The sequence below is a fragment of the Vibrio sp. 10N.222.54.A3 genome (genome assembly GCF_041474095.1).
Taxonomy (GTDB): domain Bacteria; phylum Pseudomonadota; class Gammaproteobacteria; order Enterobacterales; family Vibrionaceae; genus Vibrio; species Vibrio crassostreae_C.
The window spans coordinates 45,538-67,331 of record NZ_JBFRTN010000019.1; the positions used below are offsets into that span (position 1 = coordinate 45,538).

Sequence of the window (21,794 nt, forward strand, 5' to 3'; positions counted from 1 at the left end):
GGAACTATTTATGAGTAAGTTACTATCGTTTGATTTTTGGCAACGATTTGGGAAGTCCCTTATCGTTGTTATCGCGGTGATGCCTGCCGCTGGTATCATGATATCACTAGGTAAAGTGGTCGCAATGTATGCGGGTGGGTTTGGTGCCATTGAAACACTAGGCGCTATAATGGAAAACATAGGTTGGGGGATCATTGTTAACCTTCACCTATTATTTGCGGTCGCGATTGGTGGCTCATGGGCAAAAGAGCGTGCAGGTGGCGCATTTGCCGCGCTAATTGCCTTCATCTTAATCAACCGTATCACTGGGGTTATATTGGGCGTGGATAACGCTATGCTCAGTGACCCAGAAGCGGTTGTGATGAGCCTATTTGGTTCTGAGTTACCTGTCTCTCAATTCTTCACGAATATTTTGGGTGCTCCTGCCCTAAATATGGGTGTGTTTATCGGTATTATGTCTGGCTATTTAGGTGCCAACTTATTTAACCGCTATCATGACTTCGCTCGCTTACCTCAGGCATTAGCATTTTTCAACGGTAAGCGTTTTGTACCTTTTGTTGTTATTTTCTATTCGCTGATTATTGCGTTTGGTTTATCTGTAATATGGCCTTTAATTCAAGGTGCGCTTAATGATTTTGGTCAATGGATTGCTACCTCTAAAGACACTGCGCCGATCACTGCTCCTTTCTTGTATGGTACGTTAGAGCGTTTATTACTGCCATTTGGTTTACACCACACTTTAACTATTCCAATGAATTACACCGAGTTGGGTGGTACTTATGAGCTTTTGACTGGGATGAATGCGGGCTCAAGTGTTTATGGTCAAGATCCATTATGGCTTGCTTGGGTCAGCGATTTAAATAATCTTAAATTAAGCGATCCGACAACTTACCAACACCTGTTAGATACGGTGCACCCAGCACGCTTTAAAGCAGGCCAAGTTATTATCGCAGCCTCTTCATTGATTGGTATTGGACTTGCGATGTATCACTGTGTTGATAGTGATAAGCGCGCACAATATAAGCCAATGTTCTTATCTGCCTGTCTTGCTGTGTTATTAACCGGTGTGACTGAGCCTATTGAATTCATGTTTATGTTTATCGCTCCCGTTTTGTATGTTGCACATGCTGTGTTAACAGGAGTTGCATTTGCGTTGGTCGATGTGATGGACCTACGTGTACATGCCTTTGGTTTGATTGAGTTACTCACTCGTATACCTATGATGGTTTCAGCGGGCATCGGTGGTGATCTGGTTCGCTTTGCATTAGTTTCTATTGTTTTCTTTGTGGTTAACTATGGATTGTTCCGCTTCCTAATCGTGAAATTGAAGTTACCAACACCGGGTCGTATGGGTAACTACCTGGATGAAAGCTCAGAATCGATGTCAGAAGATGAGAAGATGAACATTATTATTCAGAATTTAGGTGGCCGTGCCAATATTGCTGAGATTGATGCTTGTATGACTCGCTTGCGTATTACAGTTAATGATCCAAAGTTGGTTGCTGAATATGCGTCATGGAAGCCGACAGGGGCTCTTGGTGCTGTGATTAAAGAACAGGGTGTACAAGTTATTTATGGCCCTGGGGTGGATGTTATTAAATCTAAGTTAATAGAGAAATATTCAGCACAACCTGCGTAATTCTTTTTAGATCAAATAACCTCGAGAAACGCAGCCGTGCGCTGCGTTTTATCTCACTAGAATAAATAAGTGAATAATAATGAAGTTAATGACACTAAATACCCACAGTTGGCAAGAAGAAAAACAGCTAGAAAAGTTAGATGTGGTCGCGCAAGCCATTATCGAGCAAGGGTGCGATGTGGTTGCATTACAGGAAGTGAATCAACATCAAGATAGCCCGGCCGTTGATGCCAATATATTAACCAATCACACTGTGTTGGCGAATAACTATGGTTATTTATTACAGAAAAAACTCATGGAATACGGTCATCACTACCAACTTACGTGGGATTTCGTTCATCAAAGTTATGAAGTATATCAAGAGGGGCTCTCATTTTTAACGCGACTACCGATTGTCGAACATGAGGTCATTGATTTAAGTGATAACTATGATGTGAGCTTTTGGAAACATCGGCGAGCAGTGCGTATTAAAGTGACCTCTCAACAGGGTGATTTTAATCTTTATAATTGTCATTGTGGCTGGTGGAATGACTCAGAGAACTCATTTGAGGATCAGTTCGACCGAATCAAGGCAACTTTACCAACAGAGTTGAGCTTTCTATTAGGCGATTTCAACAACCCAAGCCATATACGTAATGAAGGCTATGATTACGTATTACAACGCGGTTTGATGGATTGTTATGAAGTTGCTGAAATCAAAGATGATGGAACCACTGTCATTAAAAACATTGATGGTTGGGAGCAAAATAGCCAAGCGTTACGCATTGATTTAGTACTTAGTAATCAGCCTGTAGTGGTAAAGCAGCATAAGGTGATTTTTAATCACGATTTTTATCCGGTTGTATCAGATCACTTTGGGGTGTTGGTAGAAGTAGAACTTACTTAATTTTTATCAACTCATCGTAGTTTAAATAAAAAGAATACTGACACAAATACGGCTAATTATCAGGTCACTCTTACTTGCTAAAATAGCGATAGAATACGACTGACCTTAACGATCTTTAGTGCGAGTTCGAAGTGATTACATAAGATTCTCTGTTCTTTCTTTCAACTATATACACAAGATTTCACACTTCTGCGAAATCTAAACTATCTTATTGATACTGGTAAAGATTAATAAGGATAGTTATGAATAAGTATATCGCAGAAATGTTCGGTACGTTTTGGTTGGTGTTAGGCGGTTGTGGTAGTGCCGTCTTAGCCGCGGCTTTCCCTGATGTGGGAATTGGTCTACTCGGAGTTTCCCTTGCCTTTGGTTTAACCGTACTCACTATGGCTTTCGCTATTGGTCATATATCCGGTTGCCACCTCAACCCTGCTGTCACCATCGGTCTATGGAGTGGTGGTCGCTTTGATGGCAAGGATGTTGCGCCTTATATTATTGCCCAAGTGATTGGCGGTATTATCGCGGGCGGCGTGCTATTTGTGATTGCTTCAGGCCAAGCTGGCTTTGATGCAGCTGCCTCTGGCTTTGCTTCCAATGGTTATGGTGAACACTCACCGGGCGGTTACTCGCTCACTGCGGCTCTCGTTTGTGAAGTAGTCATGACCATGGTTTTCCTATTCGTGATTATGGGCGCGACTGATTCGAAAGCACCGGCTGGATTTGCACCTATCGCGATTGGTCTCTGTTTGACCTTGATTCACCTTATCAGTATTCCTGTAACCAACACCTCTGTGAACCCTGCTCGAAGTACCGGCGTGGCTGTATTTGTCGGTGATTGGGCCGTTTCGCAATTGTGGCTATTCTGGGTTGCACCGATTATTGGTGCCGTGATTGGCGCGATGATATACAAAGCGGTAAGAGGTTCAGATTAAGCGCTGAAAAACGTCTAAAGCAATAAAAGAAAAAGCCGCTTAGTGATGCTTCACCAAGCGGCTTTTTTAGATCTTATGACGACCGAGTAAGGAGTGCGAAAGCGTGGTGCCATCCACCAGCTCTAGCTCACCACCAACGGGAACACCATGAGCGATACGGCTTGCGTTCACTTCATGGGCATTACATAGCTCAGCAATGTAATGCGCTGTCGCTTCCCCTTCAACTGTTGGGTTAGTCGCTAGGATTACTTCCGAGATATCACCACGACGCAGGCGGTAGTCCAAAACATCGAGACCGATGTCGCTTGGACCAATACCATCAAGTGGTGAAAGATGACCCATCAATACAAAGTAACGACCTGAATATTGGCCAGTTGCTTCGATAGCTGCAATGTCTGCAGGGCTCTCTACTACACAGATTTGACCATTTTCCTGACGTTTAGGATTGGTACAAATGTGGCAAGTATCTTCTTCAGTAAAAGTACGGCACTCATTACAGTGACCAATTTCGGTCATTGCTTGGCTAAGAGCTTCAGCCAACTGTAGGCCGCCTTTTCTATCGCGCTGTAACAAATGAAAGGCCATACGCTGCGCCGACTTGGGGCCAACCCCAGGTAGACAACGTAAGGCCTCCATCAAATGCTCCAGCATATGACTGGTACGCATATTTAACCGTTCTAATGTTCAAGTAATAGCCTGTTCAACACAAACCACCACCTGAATTAACCTTTAAGAATAAGTTACTTAGAAAGGCATCTTCATACCTGGTGGAAGTTGCATTCCGCCAGTTACGCTAGCCATTTTCTCTTTTTGAGTTTCTTCAACGCGACGAGCCGCATCGTTGAAAGCAGCAGCGATAAGATCTTCAAGCATCTCTTTATCGTCTTCCATTAGGCTTTCATCGATATCAACACGGCGAACGCTGTGGCTACCAGTGATCGTTACTTTTACAAGGCCAGCACCTGACTCACCTGTAACTTCCATATTTGCGATTTCTTCTTGAAGCTTTTGCATGCGCTCTTGCATTTGCTGGGCTTGCTTCATCATGTTGCCCATACCGCCTTTACCAAACATGTTAATACTCTCTGGTCTAATTGGTTTATTAAAATTAATTAAGCTATACGAGCTTAAATGGGGGTTAAAACAGTGTGATTCAACCCCTCGATGTTCAGTTCTCAGATTTGCTTATCTGGGATGATACGCCGGTCACTAAACAAGAAAACGTTCTAGATAGGACGAACGCTGTCTCTGTCGAGTTCAGCGGCAAAACGTCTTTCAATGAACTGTACGTTGGCATCGTTTTCTAAAGCGGTAAACGCGTCTTTCAACTTACCTTGATACAATCGTTCTCGTAATTCTAGCGGCGTTTCTCCACCATCACCGATTTCAACACTCAAATGACACTCTTCTCCAAGCACAGTATTGAGAGACTGCAATAACTCACTCTGCGCGCGGTCGGTATTCAAGTGAGCTTGGCTCGCTCTTAACGTTAAAGTGATTGATGTGTCGTTTTTAGCAAACACTGAGTTCAATGCTAACTGTTCAACAAGCTTGGCTGTGTCTAGCTTTTGAATCGTGGCTGACCATTCATCTTGAGCAATCGACTCTTGAAGCAATTTATCGACCATTTCTGGTGTCTTAATATGCTCCAACGCACGTTTGATCTGAGTAGGTGTAAGCTCTTTGCTCACCTCTTTCACTACAGGTTTAGACGGTTTCCAGCGATAAGGTTCATTATCGTTGGTCACATTTTCTGTCGAAGAGGCTGATAAAGAAGCTGGCGACACCCGCTCAGAACCACCGTGTTGCTGAGCAACTCGATCAAGAACTGAAGTTTTAGCTGGTGTCGCTTTAGCCTTTTTTGGCGCCGAGCCTTTGTTTTCTGTTGCCGAACTGCCTCTACGTTGAGAACGTAATTGGTGGCGTAAACCACTCACAGGCGAAGTTGCACGCGCTGGCTGCTCTTGCGGAGCAGAAGGTGCAACGCTTGGCTGTTGAACCGGACTCTGGTTTTGATAATTCGTTTGTTGCTGCTGAGGCTGCTCTGCACCGTAGCTTGGACGCTCATCATAAGCAGGAGGCGCGTCATACTGGCTATGCGGGTAATCCTGCTCAGGATAACCTTGGTTGCCTGAATGTTCAGCGTAACCTTGCGAATCTGAATACTGTGCTGGAGTCTGTTGCACGGGTGGCTGCTGCATAGCTTGCTGTTGAGGCGCCTGTTGTTGCATCTGAGGCTGTCTCGGAGCTGCCATTGGCGCAGGTTGACTCACTGACTGAGCAACGTTCTGAACCGGATTCTGAGCTGCAGGAGCAGGCGCTGGGCTAGTCGACTCAGTCGAGATAGCCGTAGCAACAGTTTGCTCAGCAGGTCTGAATGCCAACATACGCAGAACCACCATCTCAATACCAACGCGAGCGGTTGGCGACAATGGTAAGTCTTCACGACCTTTCAACACGATCTGGTAATAGAGTTGAATGTCTTGTGGGCTAAGCGCTTTGCTCAGTAGTTCAAGCTTCTCAGCGTCAGGCTGTGCCTTATCTAATGTAGATGGCAAAGCTTGGAACATCGCAAGACGATGCAGTTGGGCCGCAAGCTGATTCAGCAAACCATCCCACTCAACACCGTTCTCAGCAAGGCTTTGGATACACGCCATCGCTTGCTGTGGCTGCTTACTGCTAATCGCTTCAAGCAAGTGGATAGCTTGGTCGGTATCCAGTGTTCCGAGCATGTGAGCAACAGTATCTGTTACGACATTGCCATTACCCAATGCGATAGCTTGGTCTGTAAGGCTTAGCGCATCACGCATACTGCCATCAGCAGCATGAGCAATCATTCCAAGCGCACGAGATTCAGACGTCACATCTTCTTGTTCAAGAATATGATCGAGCTGCTCGTGAATATTATCAACGCTGATCGGCTTAAGATGGAACTGCAAACAACGCGACAAGATCGTTACTGGAAGCTTCTGTGGATCCGTTGTTGCGAGCAAGAATTTCACATACTCAGGCGGCTCTTCTAAGGTCTTTAGAAGCGCGTTAAAGCTGTGCCTGGAAAGCATGTGGACTTCATCGATTAGGTAAACCTTGAAGCGACCACGTGCAGGCTTGTACTGAACATTGTCCAGAAGCTCGCGGGTATCTTCTACCTTAGTTCGTGATGCCGCATCGATCTCGAGCAGGTCAACAAAGCGACCTTCATCGATTTCTTTACAGGTTGCACATTCACCACAAGGTGTTGAGGTAATGCCTGTTTCACAGTTGAGTCCCTTAGCAAACAAACGACCGATGGTTGTTTTACCAACACCTCGTGTACCGCTGAACAGGTATGCGTGGTGCAACCTATTCTGGCTAAGGGCATTCTCTAATGCTGTTAAAACATGGGCTTGACCAACCACTTCTTTGAATTTGGTTGGTCGCCATTTTCGCGCTAACGCAAGATAGCTCATGAATAATTCCGAAAAGGATTAATGACCGTCGAATTCGCAGATGCTAAACACTTCTAGACCTAAGCCTTGTAAGCGCTTGTCACCACCGATTTCTGGAAGGTTAATAACAAATGCAGCGTGTTCTACCACACCACCAAGCTGACGAATCAACTTTGTTGTTGCTTCAATCGTACCGCCCGTTGCTAGCAAATCATCAACCATCAACACTTTATCGCCTTCAACGATAGCATCAGTATGGATTTCTAGAGTGTCGGTGCCGTACTCAAGCTCATAAGATTGTGCCACAGTTTGACGAGGCAGCTTGCCCGGCTTACGAACAGGAATGAAGCCAACACCTAGCTCAAGTGCCAAAGGCGCACCAAATAGGAAACCACGAGCTTCAGTACCAACGATCTTAGTAAAGCCCATGTCCTTGTATGTTTCCGCTAGCAGGTCGATAGTCGCTTTGTAAGCTACTGGATCTTCCATCAAGCTTGTTACGTCACGGAACAAAATACCCGCTTTAGGGTAATCAGGAATGCTTTTGATGCTTGCTTTGATCAGAGAGATTTTTTCTGTGTTCATAATCTTATGCACTTCATTAGGCCGCTTTCCAAACTCTCGTTAACGAATCAAACATCAACGCTCGGAATTAAGGAAAGGTACGATTGGTATTCATTGCAACGAGAGTCATAACTCTGATTGCTGAAATAATAAACGCCCGCTATACAAGCAGGCACACTGGCTTAATGGTAGTGATTTTCTTTGCTGTCAGCAACCAACTCATGGGTTGGAAGTCGCATAAACCATGTGAGAAGAATAACAAGTACACAAATTAGGAAAGCCTTGACCCAAATGATAGGGGCAAAGTAGATGGATAACGCAAAACTCAACAAGATAAAGAATACGCCACGCGTTTTAACTTGTTTGGTGACGGCACCGTGTTGATACCAATTGTTCAGCAAAGGACCCAGCGTTTTGTGCTCATGCATCCATTTATGAACTTGCGGATTGCTTCGCATGAAGCATGCGCTGGCAAGAAGGAGAAAAGGAGTGGTTGGCAGAACGGGCAAAACTATCCCTAGAACTGCGAGAAATATACAAAGGCCACCAGCAATATTGAGGCTTAAAACTCGAACGCTAATTGTGGCCTCCTTGAGTTAGCTATCACCAATCGGCGACGACAGCTTAACTAGAATGTTGCGTAACCATTGAATACACGGATCAACGTAAGTGTTGCTGGTAGCAATGGAATCATTAAAAATGCGGCTAAAAATCCTAAAAAGTAGAATACATTAAACGGGTCTTGAAAGTCTTTGTTATCTGCCATGATTGCTTCTTGTTTTTGTTAGTGAAGGTAAGTATCCGGCGAACCAAACCCGCTTTGCTAAATCGACATTTAACAAAAAAGGCATAGCCACACCATTTGCGCAACTATACCTTAATCAATTATTCACAAAAACCGAGGAAATATAGGGTTAATCAGTAGACCCTTGGTGTATGTCTAAACTAAAACTTGCCGCTCCAAGTAGGCTCAACGACAGTTGGCAGCCCTGTTCGATCGGAAGGTCCCGCGTAATAAAGTTCTTCTTGCAGTTCTCACCCAAGCGCTCACCTGCTGCAATATATTGATTCAATTCACCATTCGACCATTGCCCGTCTAGACCCGCAGGCAAAATGGAGATGGTTCCCTCGGCAAGGTCAGCAACACCAAACAAGGCATTCACTGGGGTGGAGCATTTAGAGCAACGAATCCCCTTCTCTAAGATTTCAGCAATATCTTTGAGATCAACATTAAAATCTTTTCTGTTTCTTATGTAATCGTGGAACAGCGCTCTCACTAACAATGTTGTCGCGGAGCCGCCATTATCAGACGACGATGAATCGACGAGGTAAAAAGCAAACTGCCCGTTCATCATCCACGCATAGTCAAACACAAGTGGCATCATCTCTGTTGATTGCAGTAACCGGTAACTGCAACGCCATGAGCCTTGTCGCGTATCTTTCTCTGGAAGCAGCGCATGCAGTAAGTCTTTTGCTGCGCTTGGGTTATCTTGAAGGTAATTCAGGTGCCAATGCAGTTCTTGGTCTTCAGGGATCTCTCCCCCATCATCCACACAGAACCATTGGCTCGAAAAATCTCGTTGGTCTGAAATGTTATCGAACGAATCTGTCAATGTATTCGCAATCGCACTTCCTAGGTGACGGTGATCCTCTAACGGCTTCGCCAAGAAGTCTTTAATACCAAATCGCAAGGCTTTCGCCACGTCAGACATATCATCAGTGCCAGACACAACGATCATAGGCAGTGACGGGTACTCTAAACTGAGCTCTTCCACAAGCTCTATGCCATCAAGTATTGGCATTGATAAGTCACACACAATTAAATCTGGCGCTGAGTCTCTAAGTTTCTGCAAAGCGTCCAGTCCATTTTCAGCCTCAACCACTTTATAACCAACCTTGTCTAGGTACGCGCTGGTTATACGGCGAAAAATAGGATCATCATCAACCAACATCACGCATTTTTGGTTAATTACTTCCTGAGCCGAGGTCATTACTGGCTGACTGTGAGTTTTGTACATAATCTATAACCTCACAAAACTAAGTCGAATTATTATTGTTATCTGTTCTAAGAACTAATATAAAACTTAGTAATAAAATGCTAAATACACAAATTTGCACTCTTTACTGGTAATTCGTGACGAGGGTTGGAATACTTGTAAATAGTGCAACGAGTTGACGTAACGCAAACATTGATCTCACTGTTACGTATAAATTAGATGAGATTGTAAACAAATGTGTCTGGATTTATGAAATTAGATGATTTAAACCTCTTTCGACTCGTCGTTGAAAATGGGAGCTACACCGCAACATCGCGCAAGACTATGATTCCGGTTGCGACCATCACACGACGCATCCAAGCCTTAGAAGATTCTTTGAACCTTAGGCTTCTCAATAGACACGCGCGTAAACTTTCTTTAACAGAGGCAGGCGAACGTTTCTTCAATGAATGCTCTCCGCTGTTGCAACGTCTCTCTTCTACTGCAGAAGAGTTAACTGACGTGTGCAAAGGCGCTTCCGGTAAGATTCGTATTACGGCACCCTCAAACCTGACCAAGCGCATGATGATGCCAATGTTCAGTGAATTCATGATTCAATACCCTGATATCAATATTGAGCTGATGATGAACAACCAAGCGGATCAGCTGGATCCAACGGAGTGGGACGTAATTTTCCGAGTCGGCCCTCAGCGTGATTCAAGCCTAATCGCTCGAAAAATCAGTGAAGTCAAAGATATTCTTATCGCGAGCCCTGAGTACTTAGCGAAGAACCCAGCTCCAAGCCATGCTGAAGAGCTAGCGAACCATTCGCTACTCAAAGGCTACCCGCTGATTAAGTGGCAGCTGAGTAATTCGAATGAAGAGACGGTGGTGAATAGCGAGAAAGGCCGTTTCAACGCCAATGCGCTTAATGTCGTAAGACAAGCGTGCTCAGAAGGCCTAGGTATCACCCTGATGCCTGACGTGATGATTCGTGAATACATTGAAGATGGCAGCTTAGTGCAAGTCTTAGAAGACTGGAGCGCTAACCCTCGTGATATTTACATGCTTTATAACCACAAAGACCATCTACCAGAGAAAGTGAGATTGTTTATTGATTTTGTGATCGCATACCACATTCATTAAGGTCAATCCCCTTCTCTATAAACAAAAAACCAGAGCCGATGCTCTGGTTTTTTATTTTCTCTATCGCTAGCGAAACTCTGTATGACTAACGAAACGCTAGTTAAGCGCCTTCGTTGTGTAACTCTAAGTTAGCAAGATCTTGTTGAATCTCACGCTGAACCTTTGAGTCGTCATTACGCAAAGAGTCTAGGAAATCTAGGTACACTTGGTCGATATCGCCCGTTACATACTCGCCGTTAAATACAGAAGTATCAAAACGAGAGATGTCTTGATTGCCCATGCCCACTGCAGAAATCAGATCTGGTAGCGTTTGGAAAATCAAGGCGTCTGCGCCAATCTGCTTACAAATCGTTTCGTTATCACGACCATGAGCAATCAACTCTGTCGCGCTCGGCATATCAATGCCGTAAACGTTAGGGAAGCGAACCTCTGGAGCAGCTGAAACCATGAAGACCTTATTTGCGCCAGAATCACGAGCCATCTCAATGATCTGCTCTGATGTTGTGCCGCGAACGATAGAATCGTCAACCAGAAGAACGTTCTTACCTTTAAACTCAGAGCGAATTGCGTTGAGCTTACGGCGAACCGACTTCTTACGTTGTTGCTGACCTGGCATGATGAATGTGCGGCCAACATAGCGGTTTTTCACGAAACCTTGACGGTATGGCTTATTGATCGCTTGAGCGATTCGTAGCGCAATATCGTTTGATGTTTCAGGGATTGGAATAACTACATCAATGTCTAAGTCTGCGTACTCTTCTTTAATACGCATACCAAGCATCTCACCCATCTCAACGCGTGCGCTGTAAACCGAGATTTTGTCGATGAATGAATCTGGGCGTGCAAAGTATACAAACTCAAAGATACATGGGTTTAGTTGTGGGTTGTCTGCACATTGCTTAGTGAAAAGCTCACCGTCAAACGTTGCGTAGATAGCTTCACCTGGTGCTACGTCGCGCATGAAGTCGAAACCAACAGCATCGAGTGCTACCGATTCAGACGCAACCATGTACTCTGTTTTACCTTGAACTTCACGCTTACCAAGACACAATGGACGAATACCATGTGGGTCACGGAATGCGATCATACCGTGGCCGATGATCATCGCCGTTACGGCGTAAGCACCACGAATTGTACGATGCACATTTGCCACAGCGCGGAAAACGTCATCTGAAGTTACGTTACCTTTAACAGTATCGATCTCATGAGCTAATACGTTCAGTAGAACTTCAGAGTCAGAGGTTGTGTTTACATGACGACGGTCTTTTTCGAACAACTTCTCACGAACTTCATTTGCGTTCGTCAGGTTACCGTTGTGCGCCAACGTAATGCCAAAAGGAGAGTTTACGTAGAAAGGCTGAGCTTCAGACGCACTTGAACTACCCGCAGTAGGATAACGAACATGGCCAATACCAACTTCACCTTGTAGGCGCTGCATGTGTTTTGCTTCAAAAACATCTTTTACTAAACCGTTCGCCTTACGCAGACGGAAACGATTGCTTTCTATGGTACAAATACCAGCGGCATCTTGGCCACGATGCTGCAATACCGTTAAAGCGTCATAAATAGACTGGTTTACAGGTGTTGAACCCACGATTCCAACAATACCACACATGTCCTAATCCTCGATTTTTCGACATTAACTGGCGCTAGAGCGCGCCAGATAAGAAACTAGATGTTGCTTGTAAATGCTCGAAGAACGGCGCAATGATTCGACTAAATTCTGGAACCAATTGCGAATTCTTCCACCACTCAGAACTTGGGAATGCAGTAAACGCATCCATGAAAAACAACACTGCTGACACAATCAGAACACCACGTAAGCCACCAAAGACGACACCGAGGATTCTGTCTGTACCTGACAGGCCTGTTTTCTGAACTAGTTGACCGATGACATAGTTAACTAAGGCACCCACAACTAACGTTGCAACAAACAATGCTGCTATCGCAGTTCCGTTTCGAAACATCTCATCTTCGATATTGGTGAAGTACATCGCTAATTTAGCGTAGTACTGGCTAGCAATAAAAAATGCTCCAAACCAAATAACGAGTGACAAGGCTTCTTTAGCGAAACCACGAACTAAACTGATCACGGCAGAGAAGCCGATCACGCCTAAAATGACAAAATCTAACCAATTCATGAATTCTTCATCTTAAGTTGGCGCGCATTTTAACAGAAAAAATGCTGACGCAAACGTTTTCTTATGGATTTAACGGTTTAAATTTGAGCAACTGGCCTTTTGAACCCGTAATTTTTTCTAATTCCTTAATTTGTCGCTCAAGTTTGGATTTAGAGACATCCGGGCCAATAATTACTCGCGTAAAAGTTTTTTCTTGCTTGGTGTGAGCCTGATAACCGCGCTTTTGCAGATCCTTAACAACGTTTTTTGCGTTGTCAGCATTCTTCAAAGCCATCAATTGAATAATCCAAGCACTGTCTTGGTATTCATTTTTTTCAGGTACCGGCTTAACCACAACTGCCACTTTGTCTGCTTCTTTATCATTAGAAGAAGACGCGGTTTGCGTGTTTGAATTATCAGTACGACCACTTTCAACCACTTGCTCAACCGGAGAATCCGGTAGCGCTATCTGATCTTCAACGGGATCGAGTACTTCAAACACTTCAACATTACTATCAAGCTCAGGCTTAATTGGAATGCTTGCAAACTCTTCTTTGTAGTGGAGCTTCTTACCATCTAGTACATCGGGCAATACAATCACGCCAATGGCCACTAAAATGATGGTGCCGACTAACCGGCTTTGGAATTTACTTGCCATTTAGTTTCCTTTTTTCTGCCAATGCTCCAACACTTCACCCACTGTATGGAAAGAACCGACAACCAACACAACATCGTCACCTTTAACAGAAGCTAAAGCCGCTTCAAAAGCTGTGACAGGGTTTGAATGCTGCTCTACGCCTTCGGGTAGGCCTTGACACAATTCAGCAGCTGTCGCTGCGCGTGGCCCTTGCAATGAAGCTGGATACCAATGAGTTGTGATTGGCGCTAATACTTCCAATGTCGCGGGGATATCTTTGTCATGAAGCATGGCGACTACAACGTGTAAATTTTTGCCTGCATACTTCTTCGCGACTTGCTGCGCAAAGTACTCAGCAGAATGCGGGTTGTGCGCCACATCAAGCACAATCACGGGTTGTTCGCTAATTTGCTGCATACGACCTGGAAGCTGCGCATTCTTCATGCCGTTAACCACGTTCACGTCGCTAATACTAAGCTCTGATGTGCCCAATGCCATCAACGCTGTTGCAGCGTTAGGTAACGGCAGGCTTGGAATAGGTAGTGATTCTAGTTGGAATGCACCACTGCGCCAGTTCCACGTATCACCGTCAACATCATAAGTGTATTGAATACCGACTTGGTAGAACTCAGCCTTAATGTCATCAGCGTGCGCTGCAACCGTAGCCGGTGGCTTGGGTTGACCACAGATAGCGGGTTTACCGCTACGATAAATGCCCGCTTTCTCAAAACCAATCACATTGATGTCATCACCTAGCCAGTCAACATGGTCGACAGCCAAACTAGTAATCACAGAAACATCATGCTCAACGATATTGGTCGCGTCTAAACGCCCGCCTAAACCCACTTCTAAAAGCACAACATCAACCGCTTCAGTTTGAAATGCACGTAACGCCGCTAAAGTGCCATATTCGAAAAAACTCAGGCTGATTTCGCCACGCTCTTTCTCAATGAAATCGAAAGACTGAACCATCTTTTCATCAGATAGATCTTGGCCGTTGATACGAACACGTTCGTTATAGCGAATTAAGTGAGGAGAGCTGTAGACACCAACTGAGTAACCAGCGTCCAATAGAATCGCTTCCATCAGTGCACATGTTGAGCCTTTGCCATTGGTTCCGGCAACAGTAATAACATGTTGAGCAGGCTTGGTGAGGTTTGCCTTAGAGGCGACGGCCTGAACTCGGTCTAATCCAAGATCAATAGCGCTTGTGTGGATGTTTGATAAATAATCAAGCCACATCTCCAAAGAGGATGTGGCTTGAGGAATAGGTTGTTGACTCATCTAACTCATAACCATAATTAAGTTGGTTTGTTAGAAGGTACTTTACCCTTTTTCTGGCGCTTCTGGTACTTCATAAGTAGCTTCATTCGGTGAATCGTTCACAGAAACTACTAATGGTGAAGGCTGGTTGGTCATTTTAGCAACAAGGCTTGCAACGCGCTGACGCATCTCACGACGGTCAACAATCATGTCGATAGCACCGTGGTCTAGTAGGAACTCACTGCGTTGGAAACCTTCAGGAAGGTCTTCACGTACCGTTTGTTCGATTACACGACGTCCAGCAAAACCGATCAGTGCTTTTGGTTCACCAATATTGATATCGCCAAGCATTGCCAAACTTGCAGAAACACCACCCATTGTTGGATCAGTCATAACTGAAACAAACGGTAGGCCTTTCGCAGATAAACGCTCAAGCGCAGCACTGGTTTTCGCCATTTGCATTAGAGACATCAATGCCTCTTGCATACGAGCACCACCACTTGCAGAGAAACACACTAAACCACAGTTGTTCTCGATAGCAGCATCTACCGCTTTCACGAAACGAGCACCAACAACAGAACCCATTGAGCCGCCCATGAATGAGAATTCAAAAGCACACGCTACGATAGGTAAACCCAATAGTTCGCCTTTCATTGCAACTAATGCGTCTGTTTCACCACTGTTCTTTTGAGCAGCAGAGATACGTTCTTTGTAACGCTTAGAGTCTTTAAACTTCAGCTTGTCTTGTGGCTCAAGATCAGCACCTAGTTCAACACGCTCACCTTTGTCTAGGAATGTATCCAGACGACGACGTGCTTTCATGCGCATGTGATGGTCACATTTTGGACATACTTCTAGGTTACGCTCTAGTTCAGCATGGTACAGAACCTGCTCACAAGAAGTACATTTCGTCCAAACACCCTCAGGGATAGACGCTTTACGAGATGTTACGATGTTGCTTTTTTCTAAAATCTTTTCAAGCCAACTCATGGAAGACCTTTTTGTTTCGATTCTTCCGCTTGATTGCGAAAGAAATAAATTTGGGAATTATGCGTGGGAATTAAAGCACATAAAACAGCGACTGTAGATAAAAAACTGGTTGTACCTATTTCCTGGGACTATCTTACGCACTAAACCGTAATAATTTTTGAACCTAAGTCTCACATTTAGTTCAAATTATCCGGTAAAAATAGAGGACCAATTGGCTCTCGTGGTAGCTCAAAATGTTCAGGATAATCAACATCCACCAGATACAAACCTTCCGCTTTTGCAGTTGCGCCGGCTACTTTTCGATCTTTAGCTTCTAAAAGCCACTGGATCCACTCTGGTTTCTGCTCACCTTTACCTACGGCAATAAGGCTACCCGTAATATTCCTCACCATGTGGTGAACAAACGCATTCGCTTTAATATCGATCACAATGTAGTGTCCATGACGAGTCACGTTCAAGTGAATCATGTTTCTCCATGGGCTACGAGATTGACAGTGTGTTGCCCTGAACGAAGTGAAGTCATTCTCACCAAGTAAGTACTGACCCGCTTCATGCATTTTTTTCTCATCAAGATGACCATGATAATGGCTCACACCTGAATTCAAAATGCCTGGGCGTAGTGCATGGTTAAAGATAATGTAGCGATAACGGCGGGCAGTAGCCGAGAAACGAGCATGGAAATCCTCATTCACTTCTGTCGCCCAACGAACCGCAATATCTTTTGGCATGTTGGCATTCGCGCCCATTGTCCATGCCACCATTTTACGATCGACATTAGTTTCAAAGTGAACGACTTGTCCCGTACCGTGAACACCGGCATCTGTACGACCTGCGCACATAACTTCTACAGGGTGATTCGCGACAACTGAAAGAGCCTTTTCCAATTCTTCTTGGACACTTTTCACGTCTCGTTGGCGCTGCCAACCAAAGTAGTGGGTACCGTTATATTCAATACCTAAAGCAATTTTCATGTTCTTGTTCTCTTTGAAAATGGGCGAGAATTATATACGGAAATCAGTGCTAGCCCAAATAGGATGGGGCTAAAACTTCAATAAACAATCAGCATCGACCGAGACGATGCTGTTGAAAAACCAAATGAAACGATAGCGCTCTGTATCGCCTTAAAATAAAGGGTAGCCAACGCTACCCTTTCTGATTTGTAAATTTATCGACCGTTTAACGTATCGATAAGATTTTTTGCCTCTCGACGAATATCATCGCTGCCGTCAACGATTGCCTCTTCTAGAAGCTTAATTGCCCCTTGCGAGTCACTCATCTCGATGTAGATTTTGGCTAAATCAAGCTTACCCGCAGCTTCTGCATTGCTGTCGACATCATAATTGCCAATATCACCGATAACATCAGGGAATTCGTTAAGACCCACATCCAGTTTAAGCTCTTCATCGTCTGGATTAATGACTTCTTCACCTTCTTGCTCGACTTGAGCCATTAGCTCATCAATCGTCATGTACTGCTTATCACGACTGTTGCCTGATTCGGTTAGATTGTCTTGTTCAGCCCAATTCTCTTCTTTGATTTTCGGTTCAGCTTGCTGTTCAGCCGATGCCCAAATCTCTTGTTGGTCATCAGGCACATCATTATGCATGCTCGATTGTTGTTCTGGCGCTAGGTTAAAGCCTTTCCAGTCTTCGCCGCCGACTTCAAGCATGGCGTCAATATCTAACCCTGCGCTATCAATCGAAGTTGCGTCCAATGGCTTATCGAACATGTTGTCGACAGAGTCTTGAACATCTTCAGAAAGCAACTCAGCTAATGCTGTCTCATCAAAGTCATCAAAGCCTTCTAGTGGCTCGTCTTGAACCGCTGCAGGCGTTGAGTTTGGCTCTGAAGCCGCGCTCAGTGATTGTTCTGGCTGTGCAAAACCAGCCGGTTCAGAGTCTTCAGCATTCGAGAAATCATCAGCCTGACTATAGCTCTGCGGATTTGAGAACAGATCATGCAACGCATCTTGCTCTTCGCCTTGTGGGCTGAAAGAAGTCAGTGGTGTTGGCTTCTCAGCAAACGCATCAGAGATGGCTTCATCTTCACCATATTCCGGTAAATCAAACTCATCGAACTCTACGCCTTGGGCTTCCGCCACCGGCTCGGCATTGCTTTGCTCAATATCATCTAAAACAGAGTCTGCTTTTGCGCTTTCTTCATCGTACTCCGGAAGATCAAGGTCATCGAACTCGAACTTCTCTGTGTCAGGCGCTAAGTCTTGCTCTAACTGTGCTTCATCTGGTTCACTCACCACTTCCGCTAACGCATCGTCTTCACCAAACTCTGGTAGTTCGAAGTCATCAAGCGAGAATTCTTCTTCGCTTTCTGGTTTCGCAGTTTCAACTTGTGGTGCAGCATCTAACTGAGGCTCAGCGGTAGGTTGCGATTCAACACTTGATTGAGAGTCTATAGCAGGCGTTGCTGGCTCTGTTGTTGATTCAGCATCAGCTTCCGCTAGTGCGTCTTCTTCACTAAACTCTGGTAAGTCGAAATCATCAAACGAAAACTCTTCGTCGTCTTGCGCCTGAGCTATAACTTGGGCTTCAGTTTGAGGCTCAACACTTGGTTGAGCATCAATAGCTGGCGTTACTGGTTCTGGTGTTGATTCAGCATCAGCTTCCGCTAGTGCATCTTCTTCATTAAACTCTGGCAATTCGAAGTCATCAAACGAGAATTCTTCTTCGCCTTCTTGTCCTAGAACTTCCGCTTGTGGTGTAGCTTCAACTTTCGGTTCAGCGACAGGTGTCACTAGCTCTGGTGTTACGTCAGTTTCCGCTAATGCTTCTGGTTCAGACGCCTCATCTTCAATCAGCCAATCATCGTCTTCTGGCACACCAAATTCATTTGGAATGACCTCTGGCATGTTTGCAGCACGAACTGGCTCTGGCTCTGGCTCTGGCTCTGGCTCTGGCTCTGGCTCTGGCTCTGGCAAGGATTCAACGACATCTTCAAGCTGATCGCTACCTTGGATTTTCGGTTCAAAGTCAAAATCAGAGGTAACGTTAGCTGGCGACTCTACATCGTCGATAGCCTCAGCTAGCCAGTCTTCAACCGTCTCTTCATCATCTTCAGAGATATCATTTAAAGAGGATGGCGAAGCTTGCTCTTCAGAGCTAGCAGCAATGTCTTCACGCTGTTCTTGGACGTCGGTTCCTTTCGGCTCAGATTCTTGTTGTGCGCTTTCTTCTTGAACTCGCTCTTCAAAATCTGGTTTATCAAAATCAGAATTCTCAGATAACAGCGAGTCGATATCCAATTTATCATCCTCCACCGATGATGCGGTTTCTTGCGCTGATACTTCGTTGCTGTTTGAAAGAGGCGCTTGCTCTGATTCAACCGTATTTTCAATTGATGGTTCAACAGGCTCTTCTATTGCTGACAACAAATCATTGTCATCAGAAGTCATTAACTCATCAATCAACGCTTCGTCTGTTGTTTCTAGCGAGTCATCAAGCAAAGCATCCGTTGCTGGTGCAACACCGAACAAATCATCGATAAAACCATCACGATTAAAGGCTTCATCATTTTCTGGCTTAACGTCAGCGCTGTCTTGAATCAGTTCCGAATCTAACGATTCATCAGTAACGACTTCAGGTTGTAGTGTTTCACTAATGTCCGGATCTTGCTCAGGCTCACCTTCAGAGGTTAACGGAGTAAGCTCAACGTCTGAGTCCTTTTCAGGCTCCTCACTGGCGTTGTCCAAACCAAAGGCTGCGTCTAACTCTTTATCAAACGTCTTATCTTCAGATTCAAGCTCGTCTTCAATGCCACTTGTCAGTAAGTCATCAAATGGGTCTAGAGATTCTGATTTTGATGCATCCGCTAAAAGCTCATCATCTGACAATTCACTATCAAGGAAATCATCCAATAAGTCGGTACTTTCGGCGTCGAGTTCGAAATCATCGTCGTCAGAGTCACCTATTAATTCATCCAAGGTTTCCGTGCTGTCTTCTGCGATGTTGAGGTCATCATCGGTCGATAAACCAGAAAGCTCTTCAAGCTCAGACAGAGAATCAAAGCCAAGAGGTTCGCTTTCAGGCTCATCATCCGAATCGTCCCCTAGCATCTCATCAAGAAGGTCTGTCGAGTTACTTAGGTCTACGTCATCGCCTGCCAGTTGCTCATCAAGCAGATCAACGCTGTCTTGAGGTTCTTCATTTACGATGGGCTTATCGAACTGAGACAGAATGTTTTCGATATCATCATCAGACGCCAAACCACTGTTTAGGTTAGTGGCAATCTCATCGTCGCTATCGAGGTTGAAAGGGTCATTCGCTTGATCGTTCTGAGCAGCAACTTGGGCAAAGATGTCATCAATATCATCATTCGCTGTCGGTGAAGCTGGCTCAGGGGACTGTTGTTCAGAGATTAGAGCATCAATATCAAAATCGTCATTGCTCAAATCAACAGGCTTAGTCTCACTTTGTTGCTCAGAGATAAGCGCATCGATGTCAAAATCATCGCTTGCTGGTGTTTCAGTGCTAGAAGGCGAATCACTTTGCTCTTCCGAAATCAGAGCATCAATATCGAAGCTGTCGTCATCTTCGTCATCAAGAGCAAACAGATCATCTAATAAAGATTGGTCTAGCTCGTTGGAACCGAGATCTTCAGTTTCAGACTCTTGAGATAGTAAAGCTTCAATGTCATCAGCAGACATTGCGTTATCATCAGAAAGATCAAAGTCGACATCATCAGTATCGACGACGCTTTCCGCTGTTTTGTCTAGCGCACGTTCCATCTCTTCAAGGCCAAGCGCTTTCTCTTCGCCATTAACACTAATGCCGTTGCTGCTGTCTAAATCTAGATCGTCGAAGTTGGTGTCTAAATCACCGTTTTCGCCAATGCTAGCAAATGGGTCATCGTCTTCACCATCTAGATTGAAATCGAGATCAGATTCATCTAAACCAGCAAAGACATCATCCTCTTCGGCTAGCGCTTGATCGTCAAACAGCTTGTTGGCGTCATCTTCCGTACCAAACAAGTCATCATCTAAAGACAGCTCGTTAAGGTCGTCCATCTCGTCGCCCAATGTAATAGGTGCAACGGTACTTGGTTCTGGCTGGAGCGGTTGTTCTTGAGTCGTCTGCTGTTGCTCATCATTTTTAGAACGACGGCCTAACAGCATCACAACGATCAAACCAATGAGCAGACCTGGAATAATCGCAAGAGCCGCCACTAACCAACCATTCGATAACAGTTCGTCCATGACACTTGGTGCCATCTTTTCAATTTCGGCGTTCTTTCTGCGCTCTTCATCAAGCAGCTTTTCCACTTCGCTACGAATGCGGTCTTCATCACTGAGCTCTGTTTTTAGCTCATCCACTTCCGATTGAACATTCGATAACATCAAACGAAGTTGGTGATTTTTCTCTTCAAGTGACAGCAGTTCAGTTTCTGAAAGCTCTAGCTGCTTCTCTAACTTGTTCATCTCTTGGGTTGGTGCAGATTGAGCTAGAGATGATTGAGTTGGAGACAATGGCTTTTTAGCAGTTTCAGTAGTGCTTACTTGCTTAGCAGGAGTAACATTTTTTGCATCAGAACTCGGCGCTTTGGGTTTTGAAGCGACAGGCTTACTTGCAGGAGCATCAAGCTTAGCAAGATGTGAGTTCATGATGTTGATAGCTTGCTGCGTCGAGCTTGCACGTGCTTGCTCTAAAGAAGGCACGCGTAGATTGCTCGCAGGCAGCAGGCTATGGATATTCTGGTTTTCAAACGCTTGTGGGTTTAAGCGATAAATAGCCAACAGAGTTTGTTGGACTGAAACGGAGTTATCAGGGCGTAACTTTGAGGCAATAGACCACAATGTTTCTGAGCCGCGAGTTGGACCATAGAAACGTGAAGGCTCAGCGCTATTTGATTGCGCTCTTTGAAGTGGTTCTGAAAACGTAGGCGCTGATTGTATCTGGCCATTAGGCCCTACAACTCGAATGGAATCTGCACGAACAACGGAAATCTGAGTCGCAATGATAAAGGCAAAAGGCATTAACCACGGCTTGAAAATTTGAAACATAAAAGGCTCAGCTAGGTGCTTAAATTCGGAAAAGTGATGATCTATTAAATATATCGGATAAATGACGTAAAACTATAGAGATGAAAACAAAAAATGTGTTGCAGCAACAATATTCGCAGCAATTTCACACAATTTGACTAACAATATTTTTAATCGATTAAAAAAGCCCCACTAAAGAGTGAGGCTTTTTTATCAAAGCA

The 21,794-nt window shown here is 44.7% G+C and carries 18 protein-coding genes; 4 read left to right on the forward strand and 14 right to left on the reverse strand.

Annotated features, from left to right (window positions below):
- Positions 1-10: 10 nt before the first annotated feature.
- From AB4507_RS05535 to aqpZ, 3 genes are all read left to right on the forward strand, one after another.
- Complete coding sequence (locus tag AB4507_RS05535; RefSeq protein WP_017070319.1) at positions 11-1,639, forward strand: PTS transporter subunit IIBC; 1,629 nt, start codon at positions 11-13, stop codon at positions 1,637-1,639.
- 79 nt (positions 1,640-1,718) lie between these two features.
- On the forward strand, positions 1,719-2,525 hold the full coding sequence (locus AB4507_RS05540; protein ID WP_019823193.1) for an endonuclease/exonuclease/phosphatase family protein: 807 nt from the start codon (positions 1,719-1,721) through the stop codon (positions 2,523-2,525).
- Between the two features lie 242 nt (positions 2,526-2,767).
- Positions 2,768-3,457 (forward strand): aquaporin Z, encoded by a 690-nt coding sequence (gene aqpZ / locus AB4507_RS05545; protein ID WP_017070317.1) that lies wholly within the window; start codon positions 2,768-2,770, stop codon positions 3,455-3,457.
- 66 nt (positions 3,458-3,523) lie between these two features.
- Here aqpZ and recR read toward each other — a convergent pair whose 3' ends face one another.
- The 7 genes from recR to AB4507_RS05580 all read right to left on the reverse strand — a co-directional run bounded on the left by recR (position 3,524) and on the right by AB4507_RS05580 (position 9,467).
- Positions 3,524-4,123: a recombination mediator RecR gene (gene recR, locus AB4507_RS05550; protein ID WP_019823189.1), complete on the reverse strand. Its 600-nt coding sequence runs from the start codon at positions 4,121-4,123 to the stop codon at positions 3,524-3,526.
- Positions 4,124-4,201: 78 nt separating this feature from the next.
- The gene (locus tag AB4507_RS05555; RefSeq protein WP_017062338.1) at positions 4,202-4,531 is read right to left on the reverse strand and encodes a YbaB/EbfC family nucleoid-associated protein; all 330 of its coding nucleotides are present in this window, start codon (positions 4,529-4,531) and stop codon (positions 4,202-4,204) included.
- 152 nt (positions 4,532-4,683) lie between these two features.
- Positions 4,684-6,906: a DNA polymerase III subunit gamma/tau gene (dnaX, locus tag AB4507_RS05560; RefSeq protein WP_372182351.1), complete on the reverse strand. Its 2,223-nt coding sequence runs from the start codon at positions 6,904-6,906 to the stop codon at positions 4,684-4,686.
- A gap of 18 nt (positions 6,907-6,924) precedes the next feature.
- On the reverse strand, positions 6,925-7,470 hold the full coding sequence (apt, locus tag AB4507_RS05565) for an adenine phosphoribosyltransferase (protein ID WP_017062340.1): 546 nt from the start codon (positions 7,468-7,470) through the stop codon (positions 6,925-6,927).
- Positions 7,471-7,631: 161 nt separating this feature from the next.
- A complete protein-coding gene (locus AB4507_RS05570) occupies positions 7,632-8,003 on the reverse strand; it encodes a YbaN family protein (protein ID WP_372083709.1) in 372 nt (123 codons plus the stop codon).
- A 74-nt stretch (positions 8,004-8,077) separates the two neighbouring features.
- On the reverse strand, positions 8,078-8,215 hold the full coding sequence (locus tag AB4507_RS05575) for a hypothetical protein (RefSeq protein ID WP_017067606.1): 138 nt from the start codon (positions 8,213-8,215) through the stop codon (positions 8,078-8,080).
- A 148-nt stretch (positions 8,216-8,363) separates the two neighbouring features.
- The gene (locus tag AB4507_RS05580) at positions 8,364-9,467 is read right to left on the reverse strand and encodes a response regulator (RefSeq protein ID WP_102332530.1); all 1,104 of its coding nucleotides are present in this window, start codon (positions 9,465-9,467) and stop codon (positions 8,364-8,366) included.
- A 228-nt stretch (positions 9,468-9,695) separates the two neighbouring features.
- On the opposite strand from AB4507_RS05580, the gene AB4507_RS05585 reads away from it, so the two are divergent.
- A complete protein-coding gene (locus AB4507_RS05585; protein ID WP_017062344.1) occupies positions 9,696-10,571 on the forward strand; it encodes a LysR family transcriptional regulator in 876 nt (291 codons plus the stop codon).
- Positions 10,572-10,671: 100 nt separating this feature from the next.
- On the opposite strand, the gene purF is transcribed toward AB4507_RS05585, so the two are convergent.
- The 7 genes from purF to AB4507_RS05620 all read right to left on the reverse strand — a co-directional run bounded on the left by purF (position 10,672) and on the right by AB4507_RS05620 (position 21,594).
- Positions 10,672-12,186 (reverse strand): amidophosphoribosyltransferase, encoded by a 1,515-nt coding sequence (gene purF, locus AB4507_RS05590; protein WP_017062345.1) that lies wholly within the window; start codon positions 12,184-12,186, stop codon positions 10,672-10,674.
- Between the two features lie 34 nt (positions 12,187-12,220).
- Positions 12,221-12,712: a CvpA family protein gene (locus AB4507_RS05595; RefSeq protein WP_009848678.1), complete on the reverse strand. Its 492-nt coding sequence runs from the start codon at positions 12,710-12,712 to the stop codon at positions 12,221-12,223.
- A 61-nt stretch (positions 12,713-12,773) separates the two neighbouring features.
- Positions 12,774-13,349, reverse strand: a complete 576-nt coding sequence (locus AB4507_RS05600; protein ID WP_017063432.1) for an SPOR domain-containing protein — start codon at positions 13,347-13,349, stop codon at positions 12,774-12,776.
- Positions 13,350-14,612 carry a bifunctional tetrahydrofolate synthase/dihydrofolate synthase gene (gene folC / locus AB4507_RS05605; protein ID WP_372132015.1) on the reverse strand — a complete coding sequence of 421 codons (1,263 nt, stop codon included), beginning with the start codon at positions 14,610-14,612 and terminating at the stop codon, positions 13,350-13,352.
- Between the two features lie 42 nt (positions 14,613-14,654).
- Positions 14,655-15,581 (reverse strand): acetyl-CoA carboxylase, carboxyltransferase subunit beta, encoded by a 927-nt coding sequence (gene accD / locus AB4507_RS05610; protein ID WP_017062348.1) that lies wholly within the window; start codon positions 15,579-15,581, stop codon positions 14,655-14,657.
- Between the two features lie 176 nt (positions 15,582-15,757).
- Positions 15,758-16,552 carry a tRNA pseudouridine(38-40) synthase TruA gene (gene truA / locus AB4507_RS05615; RefSeq protein ID WP_004734161.1) on the reverse strand — a complete coding sequence of 265 codons (795 nt, stop codon included), beginning with the start codon at positions 16,550-16,552 and terminating at the stop codon, positions 15,758-15,760.
- Between the two features lie 194 nt (positions 16,553-16,746).
- Complete coding sequence (locus tag AB4507_RS05620) at positions 16,747-21,594, reverse strand: FimV/HubP family polar landmark protein (protein ID WP_372182352.1); 4,848 nt, start codon at positions 21,592-21,594, stop codon at positions 16,747-16,749.
- Positions 21,595-21,794 lie beyond the last annotated feature (200 nt).